Source organism: Pyxidicoccus trucidator (assembly GCF_010894435.1).
Lineage (GTDB): Bacteria > Myxococcota > Myxococcia > Myxococcales > Myxococcaceae > Myxococcus > Myxococcus trucidator.
Map to the genome: position 1 here is coordinate 155,944 of NZ_JAAIXZ010000003.1, position 12,758 is coordinate 168,701.

Sequence of the window (12,758 nt, forward strand, 5' to 3'; positions counted from 1 at the left end):
GTCCAGACCTGTGTAGGCTCACGGCATGGCCGGATCCGATACCGCCCCTGGTGGCTTGCCCGTCATCGACATGACGTCCCTGTTCGACTCCACCCGCACCGCCGAGCGGGCGGGCGTCGCGCGCGAAATCGAGCGGGCCTGTCGCGACAGCGGCTTCTTCTACGTCACCGGCCACGGTGTGTCGGACGCCGTCCTCACGCGGCTCGAGCGCGAGAGCCACCGCTTCTTCGCCCTGCCCCGGGCCGCGAAGGAGGCCATCTCCATGGCTCACGGAGGCGCCGCGTGGCGGGGCTGGTTCCCGCTCGGCGGAGAGCTGACCTCCGGACGCCCGGACCGGAAGGAGGGCCTCTACCTGGGCACCGAGCTGGGCCCCGAGCACCCGAGGGTGCGGGACGGCTGGCCGCTGCACGGCGCCAACCTGTGGCCGGCCGAGGTTCCGGAGTTGCGCGAGGCCGCGCTCGACTACATGAACGGTGTCACCCGCGCCGCGCACGCGCTGATGGAGGGCGTGGCGCTGAGCCTGGGCCTGGAGGCGGACTGGTTCCGGCGGCACTACACCGCCGAGCCCACCGTGCTCTTCCGCATCTTCCACTACCCCGCGGAGCCCGAGCCCGAGCTCGGAACCGGCGAGGAGCACTGGGGCGTGGGCGAGCACACCGACTACGGCCTGCTCACGCTGCTGGCCCAGGACGTCCACGGGGGCTTGCAGGTGAAGACGCCGCGCGGCTGGACTCCGGCGCCGCCGCTGCCCGGGACGCTGGTGTGCAACATCGGCGACATGCTCGACCGGATGACGGGGGGCTGGTACCGCTCCACGCCCCACCGCGTGAAGAACGTCAGCGGAAGGGACAGGCTGTCCTTCCCGCTCTTCTTCGACCCGGACTTCGCCGCGGAGGTGCGACCCCTGCCCCGGTCCGCCAGCGCCGACGTGGACGAGGACCGCGCGCGCCGCTGGGATGGCGCCAGCGTGCACGCCATCCAGGGCACCTACGGCGACTACCTGCTCGGCAAGGTGTCCAAGGTGTTCCCGCAGCTGGTGCGGCGGGTGCTGTAGCTCACCGCGCTTCCAGCTCCTCGGGGTGGAACACGCGTGAGGCCACGCGGTCCAGCACCTCGTCGCCCCACTTGATGCTGGCCTTCATCAGCCGGCGCATGTCCTTGGCGAAGGCGCGCTCCGTGGGCATCCGCGTGTACAGGCGGCTGAGGAACAGGCCCCGGTTCTCCGGCTCGTAGTCCACCGAGCCGCCGCCCGTGTCGACGCCCTCGCGCTCCTCCGCCCGGAAGCCGTCGATGACGCCCGGCTTCGGCACCTCGCGGAAGCGGTACACCAGGGCGCTGCACTCCAGCGCCCCGGCTTCCTCATTCCACTCGAAGTAGAGACTCGCTCCTCCGGCGGAGATGCCGCCGAAGCCCTGGGGGTTGATGCCCTGGCTGGGCGCGGTGCCTTCCTCGCCGAGGTAACCCTGCACCAGCCGCTGCGCGGACTCGCGCGTCAGCGGGGTGTTCTCAGGAGCGGCCGGGGCCAGGACGGAGACCCAGGACCGCAGCAGGCCGGCGAGGCCACTGCGCGGAGCGGTCGCCATGGCCTAGCGCTCGAAGTTGCCCGCGCGCGCCTGGTCGAACGGAACGCGCTGGTTGAGGTAGATGGACTCGAAGCCGTGCGCGTCGATGGGGTTGAGGCGGAACTCGTTGAAGTGCCGCACCTGCGAGCCCTTGCCGCCGTCGGCGATGGGGTTCCACTTGTCGGCCACCGGGCCGAGGCCGAAGAGGCCCGGCACCGGGTCGCCGCGGTTGACGTAGTGCACGTAGTTCGGGCCGTCCGGGTAGCGGGTCGCCGCGGCGCCGAAGGTCTCCACGTTGATGCGGCTCATCATCTGCTGCGTCTGCTCCGTGGACATCCCGTCTTCAATGCGCAGCCGCCTCTGGACGTCTCCCAGCGCGCGGCTGGAGATGAGGCCTCCCTGGCTGTGCGCCATCAGGTGCACTTCCCGGCCCGCCTTGATTTCGTTGTAGAGCGTGTCCGCCAGCGTATCCACGGCGGGGTTGTGGCCCTTGTCCAGCTTGTCCTTCACGCACTGGGTCAGGTCCGCGGCCATGCCCTCGGTGGCGTTGTGGATGCCGATGACGCGCGCGCCCGTGGTGTCCGCGATGGACTGGAGGCTGTTGGACTGCGCCTCCTTCGACGTCTGGATGCCGTTGACGTAGAGGATGGTCTGCGTCGCGTTGGGGTTGTTGCGCGGCGTGACGGCGGGGATGTCGCTCAGCGCGGTGTCCGGCCCGAAGGTCTGCCCGCCAGCGCCCACGAACTTCCCGTCATGCACGCGGTCCGGCTGGTTGCCGAAGCCGAACACGCCGGCCACGGCCTGGGTGGCCTGCGCCGCCTTGGTCTCGAAGCCGTCCACCACCTGGCCTACCCGACGGCCGCCCGCGACGGCGACGTCCTTCACACCCTCGGCGACGTTGCCCACCGCCTCCGTCGCGTTGTTCACGACGCGCCCGGCAGTGTTGGCGACCTGGGTGACGACCTGACGTGCTCGCTGAAGGGGATTCATGGGGGCTCCGAGGGAAGTTTGGGGGAGGGTATAAAACGCCCGTGTAGATCATTGTCGCAAGGGCGCACGGGGAGTTGCGTCTCCCTGTGCGATTCCTGGCGCCAACTTCCCTACACGCCTGAATCCGAGGGGTTGCGGGCTCACGCGTCGCGGGTGCGGGCCTCGTCGCGAGGCATCAACCGGCCTCCGAGCATGGTGATCCGCTTCGCCGCCAGCCGCGCGCGGGCGTCCGGGTGGATGTCCCCGGGCGTCCACTGGAGGTCCTGGTCGAACTCCACGTGGACCGACGCGACGCCCTCCTGGCCGGTGAGGCGCTGCTCGATTTCGCGCATGAAGTACGCGGCCATCATGCACATGGGAGAGGTGATGTGCAGGCGCACCGTCACCCGGCCCTCCGTGCAGTCCAGGGACTGAATCAGCCCCATCTCACCGATTCCCAGCGGCACGCCGGTGGCCAGGCTGCACGGATCCGGGATGTCCTGGATGCGTGCCCGCGCCTCTTGCGCGTTCACGGCTGGCCCTCCTGGAAGCTGTAGGGCGTGGCGTCGCCGCGAGCCCGGGCCTTGGAGAAGGCGTCGTTGGCGATGCGCGCCTTGACGGCCTCGACGTCCACTCCCGCGTAGCGGGCGTAGTTCTCGCCGAGAATCATCCGCTTCACCTCGGGCGTCACCTGCATGCCCGCCACGCTCACCAGGTCGTCCGGCAGCTGGAAGTCGTTCCAGAACTTCTGGAGCGCCGGCTCCGGGTGGCAGAACACCGTCCCCGAGCCCCACATGATTTTCGCCGGGCCCGCCCACTTGAGCAGCGCGGCCAGGGACTCGGCGAACCAGCGCTCGCGCTTCACGATGAGCGCGCCCGTGACTTCCAGATTCACATACACGTTGGGGAACAGCGACAGCTGCATCCCCGTCTCGTCCAGGAAGGCCATGCCGCCGTGGACGATTTCGAAGTTCAAATCAGGGAACGCGTCCGCCGCGCCGCCGATGTCGTCCACCTTGTAGGGCTCAATCGGCACCGCGCCCATCGGCAGTCCCTTGTGGACGGCGATGTTCTTGATGCCCAGCTTTTGCGCCCGCTCGAAGAGGGGGAAGGCGATGCTCGGGTCATCCATGCGCCAGCCGGTGTGGCGGAACGAGTCCCCCAGCCACGCCGCGGGGTAGAGCTTCAGGCCGCTCGGCTTCAGCTCCTCGGCCTGCTTCTCCAAGTCTTCCAGCGCCGCGGTGCCGCGCAGCGGGTCCACGCCGGCATAGACGAGGAAGCGGTCCGGGTAGCGCCTCTTGATTTCGAGCGTCTTCTCATACGAGCAGAGCCCGTCCGTGTAGAGCGTCTGGAGCGGCAGCACGTGGTGCACGGCCAGGTCGATGCCGCTCTCCACGAAGAGGATGTGGGCCAGCTCCCGGACGGACCAGTTCTTGAGGAAGAGCCTCTCCTCGGGAACGCGGTGCGAGTCTCCGGACAGGCCGCTGTGCAGGCCCCAGATGAGCTGGGCGAGCGACGCGGCATACTTGCCGGCGCGGTAGTTGGACGGATGGAGGTTGTACGCGTGCGTTACCGCATCGATGACGAAGTTGCCGCCAATCACCAGGGCACTCCTTTGGAATGACTGTCCATTGCTGCTGGGAGCTCAGTGCGTGTCCAGCACTTCTCCCAGGAACTGATGAATCAACTGCACGTCGAAGGGCTTCTCCAGCTGTCGGTTGGGGACTCCCTCGAGGAACTGGCGCGCGCGCGCGGTGTAGGAGCCGCCGGTGATGAAGATGAAGCGCCGTGAGAGCTCCGGTGAGGAGACCCGGATTTTCTCGTAGAGGTCCATCCCGGAGAGGCCGGGCATCATCAAGTCACAGAAGACGGCGTCGTAGGACTTGCCCGCGCTGAACGCCGCGAGGGCCTCCTCGCCGCTGCCCATGAGGGTCACCTGGTGGCGCGGGCCGATGATGCGCGCGAGGGAGCGCCCCACGGGCGGCTCGTCGTCAATCACCAGCACCTGGCCCTTGCGCTCCGTGGGGGGCGCGGGTGCCGGGGCCACGGGGGTCGCCACGACGGGCTTCTCGGGGGCGGGGGGCAGGATGACTGTGAAGGTCGTCCCCCGGCCGACCTCGCTCTGGACGGTGATGTCGCCGCCGAGGTTGCGGATGAGGCTGTGGCAGATGGCCAGCCCCAGCCCGGTGCCCTGGCCCACGGGCTTGGTGGTGAAGAACGGGTCGAAGATGCGCGGCAGCACGTTGGCGGGGATGCCACCGCCGGAGTCAGTCACCTCCACGGCCACGCACCCGGCCGGCGCGGGGTGGACGCGGACGGTGACGTGGTGGGCCTCGGAGTTGCCCTCGGGAATGGCCTGCGCGGCGTTCACCAGCAGGTTGAGGAAGACCTGCCCCAGCCGGCTCGCGTCGGCGTGGATGAGGGGCACGGGCTCGTACTGCTTGATGAGCCGGGCGCGGTGGCGCAGCGCGCTGGAGGCCATGTTGATGGAGAAGTCGAGCGGCTCGCGCACGTCCACCGCCTCGAGCCGCTCCTCGTCCTGGCGGGAGATGAAGCGTAGGTCACGCACGATGTTGCGCACGCGCGAGGCGCCCTCCTGGGCCTCCTTGAGCAGGCCCTCCGTCTCGCGCAGGGTGGTGCTCCAGGCCACGGTGCCGGGGCCGTCAGGCACGGCCTCGGAGAGCGCGCCGCCGAGCCGGGCCAGGGCCTCCATGGCCGAGTCCAGGTTGGCCATGACGTAGGTGAGCGGGTTGTTGATTTCGTGGCCCACGCCGGCGGCCAGCGTGCCCGCCAGCACCATGCGGTCGTTCTGGAGGAGCTGCGTCTGGGCGCGCTTTCGCTCGGTGACGTCGCGGGACATCACCACGACGGACTTCTCGCCATCGAACTCGACGGGGAGCCCCACGCTCTCCGCGTCGTACCAGGTGCCGTCGCGGCGCAGGTAGCGAATCTCCTTCAGCGGGGCCAGCTCGCCGCTGACGGCGTCACGGACGCGCTGCCGGACGACGTCCAGGTCATCCGGATGGACGATGGACCAGATGGGCTGGCCGATCAGCTCGCTCGCGTCGTCGTAGCCCAGCGCCTTGAGGAGGGTGGGGTTGGCGTAGACGAAGCGCGAGTTGCTGTGGACGAAGATGCCCTCGGGCGCGGTGTCGATGAGCCTGCGGAAGTTCTGCTCCGAGCGCTGGAGGGCCTGCTCGACAGTGGGGGTCGGCAGGCGGACGGCGCAGTAGAACTCGTCCGCATCGGGGGCGGCGGCCACGGCCCAGAAAAAGGGCTTCCAGGTGCCGTCCTGCCCGCGCCACCGGAAGGTGAAGTCGCTGTGTCCTCCCGGGCCCGCCAGCGCCTTCAGCTGGGCGTCCACCAGCGGCAGGTCCTCGGGGTGTACGAAGTCACGAAAAGCCGAGTGCCGCGTCGCTTCGAGGGGCCAGCCCACCAGGCGGCACCAGGCGGCGTTGGCCTGGCGAATCTGCCCGTCCACGCTCAGGACGACGAGGGCCTCGGGGGCGAGCTCGAAGAAGCGGTGCGCCCAATGCTCTATCAACATACTTCCCTTGGGGGGGCCGGGCGTCGCCTGGACCGGCGGGAGGGAGGGCCGGTTCAGGGCAGGCGAGGTGTTCTGGGGTGCCATCTGTCCTTTTCAGGACATAGACACCATTTCAGGAAGAATTGCATGTCCTGAATTCATGGCGCCACTGTCGAGCGGGGCTGTGTGTCGGGGAGCGTCCGCGCACCACATGGACAGACTGCGGGAAAGCCGCACGGAGAGTCGTAGTGATGAGACACCTGCGAGCCCACTGAAACGCGTGGGGATGTGGAAAGCCCTGACGTCTAGGGATGCTAGCGCGCCGCGCCGGCGGTCTGGCGAAGGTTGCCTTGGCGCACATGCGTGGGCACGGTGGCAGGAGAGGCCCGCGGGTGGTGGTGGCCCGTGCCCACGGAATCGGTCTCCGTGAGGCGCTGAGGCGCGCGCTCAGGGCTCGCGGAGGCGCAGCAGGTAGAACACGTAGCCGTAGCTATCGCCGTGGCGGCGGAAAAGGTCGGTTTCCCCCTCGGCAGCCGCGAAGGCCTCACGCAACTCCGCGTCCGCCGAGGGACGCAGGCGCTCGAGGCGCTCAAGCAGTGGCGAGTAGTAGTCGTCCCACCAGGCGGAGTGGGGCAGGGCGAAGGTTTCGACCACCTCGTAGCCCTCGGCCTCCGCGCTGGAGCGGTTCTCCGGGATATTGGCCATGGTGGGGTAGCCCTCGGCCCAGAAGCGGACGGCCTCGGCGGGGCGCGCGTCGGTGAGCCAGGTGCACTCGGTGACGGCGACCTGTCCGCCTCGCGCGAGCAGCGGGCGCCAGCGGCGCAGGCCCGGGCCGAAGCCAAGGTGGTAGATGGCGCCCTCGGACCAGAGCAGGTCCACCGAGCCGGCGGGAAGGTCCAGCGCGCCCATGTCCGCCTGTCGCGTCTCGATGAGCGCGTCCAGGTGCCGCGCACGGGCCTCGCGTTCGAGCTGGTCGAGATAGGGACGGTGCAGGTCCACCGCGAGAATGCGCGTGCGCAATGCCTCCGCGAGCACGAGTGTCTGTCTTCCGGTGCCGCACCCCAGGTCCACCACGCGCGGCGCGGAAGGCAGTGCCGTGAGTCGCTTCAAGGCTTCACGGGTGCAGGCGTCACTGCCGGGCCCGAGCCGGGGCAAGTCACTGTAGAGAGTGAAGAAGGCTTCGGAGCTCATGGCTTGCCCTTGAGGAGAGGCACCCGCTTCCAGTGGGCCTCGATGCGCTGACGGCTCTCCGCGGAGAGGGGGAGGTCGGGGTGGAGGGACGACCACGTGTCGAGCGTGGCGCTTACCGCGGCCTTCACGACGGGCAGCACGTCATCGGGGGACAGCTCCAGCTTCCGGGCGAGCCGCTCGAAGCTGTCGAGGGACACATCCTCGAAGCGCTTGGACTTCGCGAGGTTCAACGCGAGCGTGTCCCCGGTCATGTACTGGATGGTGGAGACCAGGTCGTACGCGGGGGACAGCGCCGCGTGTGTGCCGTCGGGGTAGAGCAGCGACCAGTTCTTGTGGTGCGCGTCGCCGTTGCCGATGGCGGTGATGAACACGAGGCGGCGCAGGAACTCGTGCAGCGCATCCAGACCCGCGACCTTGAGGATGACGTTGGCGACGGTCTCGTAGTTGTACTTCTTGTACTTCTCGTCCGAGTACAGCCCGAGCACCTGGGCCATGTCCTCCATGTGGATGCGCCGGCCGGGCTCGGGACGGTCGAAGCGGCGGATGGCATAGGCCAGGTCCTCGCGGAGGGTGATTCCCGCGGGGAGCCCCTCGACGTCGGCGACCTTGACCAGCGTCACCTCCGGCACGGCGATGCCCGCGGCGCGGGCCCAGGTCATCATGGAGAATTCATTCTCCGGGACATGGTCGTAGCGGTTGTCCGGGAGCTTGACGATCCAGTCGCCCCCACGGCCCGCCGAGGGGAGCGTCATTCCCCGGTCCTTGCGCAGCATGGAGAACTTGAGCTGCACACCCGCGAGCGAGAAGCGGAGGGGCTCCTGTTCCTGGTCAGTGCTGGCGGGCCGGGGCTCCTCGATGGGCCCTGGCTCACCGAGGGACAGCACTCCAGAGGGACGGACGACGATGGCACCGGGGAGGTCTTCACCGAGCCGGGCGATGAGGAAGAACTCGCGCTGGCGGGACACCTGCTCCCGCTCGGCGATGAGCTCGCGCAGGGGGCCTTCCGGCAGGAGGTTGGAGAAGAAGTGCGGCAGCCGCATCCGGCTGACGTGACGGCGGGTGAGGTCGTCCTCGAAAGACTGGCTCAGCACGGGGCGCGGATGGCGCTGCCGGTATTCCTCCGAGATGATGAACTCGATGCGCTCGTCCGCGAGCAGCGTCAGCGTACCGACGTGGAGGTCACCGAGGCGGACGTCGAGAACTCCGGCCATGGTGCTCGCGGGTTCCAAGTCAGTCCTCCTCGTCGTCGACGATGAGCGATTGGAGCGAGGGGCGGTCTGATTCGTCCCAGCGAGTGCGTGCTTTCAGGAACCTGATGGTCAGGTCGTTCAGCGCGAGCGTTCTCTGCTTCAAGAACTCCACGTGCTCGCCGCCTTGTAGAAGCGCTAACCCTGTTGGGAGAATGGCATGGCTCTCAAGAGCCTCGGACGCAGCATGCCCCGGTGTGACGAGGACTTCGAAGAGGCTCCTGTCTGATAGCGGCGGATGGAAGAGCCTGTTCGCCACGATCCACATCAGACTGCGCACGCTCAGCGTCAGTCGTGACAGTGACTTGGGAGTGACGATGGGGCGGAACGCCACGGGCCCCAGTTCGTCGACCAGGGACGCCACATCTAGCGGTGTGCCGGTAAGCAGGTGCCGAGGGCGCAGTGAGAGCAAGGCATTCGCTTCGAGCCGGCTGACCGGCTCTTCAAGATTGAAGTGCCTGATGCGCGAGTTGGGCATGCCCCAGTTGGGGTTTGGTGCAGGAAGGTCGGCAAGCAGTGCCTGGACCGCTTGCTCCTCATCAACTTGGAGGCAGGCCAGAAGCTCTTTCGGCTCCGAAAGCCAGGCGGTGAGGTCCATGAGGGTGCCGGCAACAGCTCGCCGCCAGAGCCAGCGTGACAGCAATTCCCGAGAGCGTGGGGACGGTTCCGGGTGCAGGTAGAAGAACCGTACAAGGACGTGGAGAGAGAACGGCTTGGGCAGAAGCCTGAGGTGGGCGAGGCCCGCATCGCGCTTCAGGAAGATGATGGTGTCCCTCAAGGCCCGCTGGGTTGCCTGAAGGGTTTCCGAGAGGTCGTCTTCTTCCCTGAGCTGGCGCTGAAAGCTCTGGGTGAAGTCGAGCCCCCGCACGGCGAGAACCAACTCAAGCAGGGTGGACTCATCCAGGGTTCCAAAGCTCAGCGCCTTCAGGTCTTCGGCAAGCGCCCCGAGACTGGCGGGCCGTGAGCCCGCGACTCCTCCATAGAGCGCATTGAAGACCTCGGTCTCGATGAGAGGGTTTCCCGCCGTGTTCAGCCGCTTGAAGATGATGCGGAGTGTCTTCTCCTCCGCCGCCTCGACGACATAGGCCGGCACCTGATACTCGCGGATGGCCTTCCCGAAGCGGATGGCCCGTCGTGTGTGCTCCAGGTGCTGTGCGCGCCCGGGATAGCGGTTCAGCCACTCCAGCAGCAGCTCACTGTCCAGCACGACCCGCAGGGGCAGCCAGTGTTGCGGCGGAGTCGCGTCGCTGGCGGAGGAGACGACCTCTTCCGTCTCCAGGTCGAAGAAGAGGCTGAAGTCATCACGTTCCCCGTCCTCGGGATGGAGCAGCACGCCCGTCAGCGCGGTGATGCGCTGCTGTCCGTCCACCACCCAGAGCGCCTGGCTCGTCGAGGGCGCGTCGATGCGCACCGGACCCAAAGTGACGCTCGCGGCGGGCGCCTCGCGCTTCCAGAAGAGCAGCGTGCCAATGGGATATCCCCGGTACACGCTGTCGAACAGGTCGCGTACATCCTCGGCCGTCCAGCGCAGCGGGCGCTGGAACTCGGGGATGCGCACCTCTCCACGCCGGACACTGTCCAACAGGTCCTCGATGCTGAAGGCCGTCGCTTGGGGCCGCCGGGTCAGGGTCGCGGGCATGGCTTACCTATGGACGGGCTGTAACACGGCCCCGGACAGCGCTCCGCTTTCAGGTCTCCCCTCATCCATAGGGTCCAGAGTCTCTTTTGAACCCCCTGGGAGTGGGGCTCGGCGAACACTGTTAGTGTAAAGTTGCGTCCATTTGGAACCGTGAATGTTTGTTTGTGTGCTCGGAGGGGAAGGGTGCTTGACGGTCGCTTGAAGGGCCTTCAGAGTGCCTCCCACGTTTCCTCTTCGGAGTGAGACGCGGCGGCGGTGAATGCCTCCCCCAAAAGCGTCACCGCCGTGGAAGTCCCAGTTGAGCCCCGCGCGCCGCGTTCCCCCTCTCGGCGCGCGGTGGCCCCTGGGATTTCTCCCCACCTCCTCGCACCCACGCCCTACGAGCAACCGTCCTCCGCGCGCCTCATGCGCGTCGTCCATCGCGCTTGCGAGCACCGGGTGACTTGCGGAGAGTGGGCGCCTCCCTCGGAGGACCCCTTGCCCGTCGCCACCTTCGTCCTGCCTGCCTCCCTCGCGCTCCAGCTTCTGTCGGGCGCCGCGCCCGCGAAGCCCGCTGCTCCCGCTGCCACCGCAGTGAGCGCCACCGGCGCGAAGGCCGCGGCGCCCGCCACTGGCGCGAAGGCCGCGGCCCCCGCGTACTCGCAGGCTGTCGCGGAGAAGCTCATCGGTCCCGCACTCACGGAAGGCCAGGCCTACGCGCGCCTCGCCGAGCTGACCGACGGCATCGGCCCGCGCCTGTCCGGCAGCGAGGCCGCCGAGGCCGCCGTGCAGTGGGCCCTGCGCAGCTTCAAGGCCGACGGCGTCAAGGCGTGGACGGAGCCCGTCAAGGTGCCGCGCTGGGTGCGCGGTGAGGAGCGCGGCGAGGTGCTCGCCTCCGAGCGCACGCGCGGGCACCCGCTCTCGCTGCTCGCCCTGGGCGGCAGCCCGCCCACCGCGCCCGAGGGACTCACCGCCGAGGTGGTGGAGGTGACGTCGCTGGAGGAGCTGGCGGCGCTCGGCGGGGCGGTGAAGGGGAAGATTGTCTTCTTCAACCACACCATGTCCGTGGCCGCCGACTACGGTCGCTTCGCCGGGCTGCGCGGGCGTGGGCCGGCTGTCGCGGCGAAGGCCGGAGCGGTGGGTGCGCTGGTGCGCTCGCTGGCCACCGCCTCGCTGCGCACGCCGCACACCGGCTCCACGCGCTTCGAGGACGGAGGCCCGCGCATCCCCGCCGCCTCCATCGCCACCGAGGACGCGGACCTGCTCCACCGGATGCTCGCCGGTGGCGCGGTGCGCGTGAAGGTGGTGCTCGGCTCCTCGGAGCTGCCGGACGCGGACTCCCACAACGTCATCGCCGAGGTGCGCGGCCGGGAGAAGCCGCAGGAAATCGTGCTCATCAGCGCGCACCTGGACTCGTGGGACGTGGGCACGGGCGCGCATGACGACGGCGCCGGCGTGGTCATGGTGATGGAGGCCGCGCGGCTCATCGCGAAGCTGCCGCAGGCGCCCCGGCGCACCGTGCGCGTGGTGCTCTTCATGAATGAGGAGAACGGCCTGCGCGGCGCGCGTGCGTACGCGGAGGCCCATGCCGCCGAGCTGCCCCGGCACGTGGCCGCGATGGAGATGGACGCGGGCGGCGGGCGGCCCCTCGGCGTCAGCCTGCGCGCGGGCGCGGGCGGGCAGGAACTGGTGCGCCCGTGGCTGAAGCCGCTGGTGGCGCTGGGCGCGGGCACCTTCTCCGCGCGCGAGGCGGGCGGCGCGGACCTGAGCCCCATGGTCTCCGCGCGCGTGCCCTTCTTCGGCGTGGAGGTGGACAGCAGCCGCTACTTCGACGTGCACCACACCATGGCGGACACGCTGGACAAGGTGGATCCGCAGGACCTGGCGCGCAGCACCGCCGCGACGGCTTGGGCGACGTACGCGCTCGCGGAGATGCCGGGCCTGCTCGTGCGGCCGGAGCCGCCCCCGGTGCCTTCCGGGCCTCCCGCGGTGTCACCGGCGAAGGCCTCGGGGCACTGAGGGTTGGCGGAGTAGGGCGTCGATGACGAGCAGGTGGAGGACTGCCATGAAGCGGAACACGCGGCTCCCGGTGCTGATGGCGGTCCTCTGCGTCTTCGTGGGCTGTGCGTCCGCGCCGGAGACGAGCGCTGGGCTGGAGGAGAGCAAGCTGTCGCTGCGCGACGGCGCGGTGCTCGAAGGGCCCGCGTGTGGGCTGGAGTCGCCCGAGTGCCCTGAGGGCCTCACGTGCGCGAGCCTGGACCTGGACACGGGACGGAGCTTCCAGTGCGTACGCGCCCAGGAGGTCTGCGACCGTCTGCAGTGCGGCCAGGGCCGCGAGTGCGTCATCCTGGAGAGCTACCCCGCGCAGATCCGCTGTGGCCCTGAGCGGTGCGCGCCGCCCGGGAGCAGGGACGCAGCGTCCAGTCAAACCTGTCGATAGCGGCCGGCTCCGGGGCACGTGCGGGCAGCACACCCGAATTGGCGGCGTTGAGCGGCGGTGGACCTGTTCTCCGAGCTGGGATGAGTGCCGGGTTCAGGGTGCCAGCGCCCAGGCAGGCCCGTGAGGCCCCTGCCTGCCTGGCTCCCCTGGCTCGGCTTGCGTCGCTCGCACCGGGCCCGGTTCGGTGAAACAATGAGATACCCCT

The 12,758-nt window shown here is 69.0% G+C and carries 11 protein-coding genes; 3 read left to right on the plus strand and 8 right to left on the minus strand.

What is annotated here, in order from left to right:
- The first annotated feature begins 25 nt into the window (after positions 1 to 25).
- Positions 26 to 1,054: an isopenicillin N synthase family dioxygenase gene (locus tag G4D85_RS10720; protein ID WP_164010816.1), complete on the plus strand. Its 1,029-nt coding sequence runs from the start codon at positions 26 to 28 to the stop codon at positions 1,052 to 1,054.
- Between the two features lies 1 nt (position 1,055).
- On the opposite strand, the gene G4D85_RS10725 is transcribed toward G4D85_RS10720, so the two are convergent.
- From G4D85_RS10725 to G4D85_RS10760, 8 genes are all read right to left on the minus strand, one after another.
- Positions 1,056 to 1,583, minus strand: coding sequence for a hypothetical protein (locus G4D85_RS10725; protein WP_164010818.1), 528 nt, complete (start codon positions 1,581 to 1,583; stop codon positions 1,056 to 1,058).
- A 3-nt stretch (positions 1,584 to 1,586) separates the two neighbouring features.
- Positions 1,587 to 2,552: a hypothetical protein gene (locus G4D85_RS10730; RefSeq protein WP_164010819.1), complete on the minus strand. Its 966-nt coding sequence runs from the start codon at positions 2,550 to 2,552 to the stop codon at positions 1,587 to 1,589.
- Between the two features lie 140 nt (positions 2,553 to 2,692).
- On the minus strand, positions 2,693 to 3,064 hold the full coding sequence (locus tag G4D85_RS10735) for a metal-sulfur cluster assembly factor (RefSeq protein ID WP_164010830.1): 372 nt from the start codon (positions 3,062 to 3,064) through the stop codon (positions 2,693 to 2,695).
- Positions 3,061 to 4,134, minus strand: a complete 1,074-nt coding sequence (locus G4D85_RS10740) for an amidohydrolase family protein (RefSeq protein WP_164010832.1) — start codon at positions 4,132 to 4,134, stop codon at positions 3,061 to 3,063. The genes G4D85_RS10735 and G4D85_RS10740 overlap by 4 nt, the downstream gene beginning before the upstream one ends.
- A 42-nt stretch (positions 4,135 to 4,176) precedes the next feature.
- A complete protein-coding gene (locus tag G4D85_RS10745; RefSeq protein ID WP_164010834.1) occupies positions 4,177 to 6,078 on the minus strand; it encodes a hybrid sensor histidine kinase/response regulator in 1,902 nt (633 codons plus the stop codon).
- Between the two features lie 426 nt (positions 6,079 to 6,504).
- The gene (locus tag G4D85_RS10750) at positions 6,505 to 7,248 is read right to left on the minus strand and encodes a class I SAM-dependent methyltransferase (RefSeq protein ID WP_164010836.1); all 744 of its coding nucleotides are present in this window, start codon (positions 7,246 to 7,248) and stop codon (positions 6,505 to 6,507) included.
- On the minus strand, positions 7,245 to 8,459 hold the full coding sequence (locus G4D85_RS10755; RefSeq protein ID WP_240359200.1) for a type II toxin-antitoxin system HipA family toxin: 1,215 nt from the start codon (positions 8,457 to 8,459) through the stop codon (positions 7,245 to 7,247). The genes G4D85_RS10750 and G4D85_RS10755 overlap by 4 nt, the downstream gene beginning before the upstream one ends.
- 19 nt (positions 8,460 to 8,478) lie before the next feature.
- Complete coding sequence (locus tag G4D85_RS10760; protein ID WP_164010840.1) at positions 8,479 to 10,134, minus strand: DUF262 domain-containing protein; 1,656 nt, start codon at positions 10,132 to 10,134, stop codon at positions 8,479 to 8,481.
- A 477-nt stretch (positions 10,135 to 10,611) separates the two neighbouring features.
- Here G4D85_RS10760 and G4D85_RS10765 point away from each other — a divergent pair, with 477 nt between their 5' ends.
- Together G4D85_RS10765 and G4D85_RS10770 are read left to right on the plus strand one after the other, a co-directional pair.
- The gene (locus tag G4D85_RS10765) at positions 10,612 to 12,132 is read left to right on the plus strand and encodes a M20/M25/M40 family metallo-hydrolase (RefSeq protein ID WP_164010842.1); all 1,521 of its coding nucleotides are present in this window, start codon (positions 10,612 to 10,614) and stop codon (positions 12,130 to 12,132) included.
- A 46-nt stretch (positions 12,133 to 12,178) separates the two neighbouring features.
- Complete coding sequence (locus G4D85_RS10770) at positions 12,179 to 12,553, plus strand: hypothetical protein (RefSeq protein ID WP_164010844.1); 375 nt, start codon at positions 12,179 to 12,181, stop codon at positions 12,551 to 12,553.
- Positions 12,554 to 12,758: the final 205 nt, after the last annotated feature.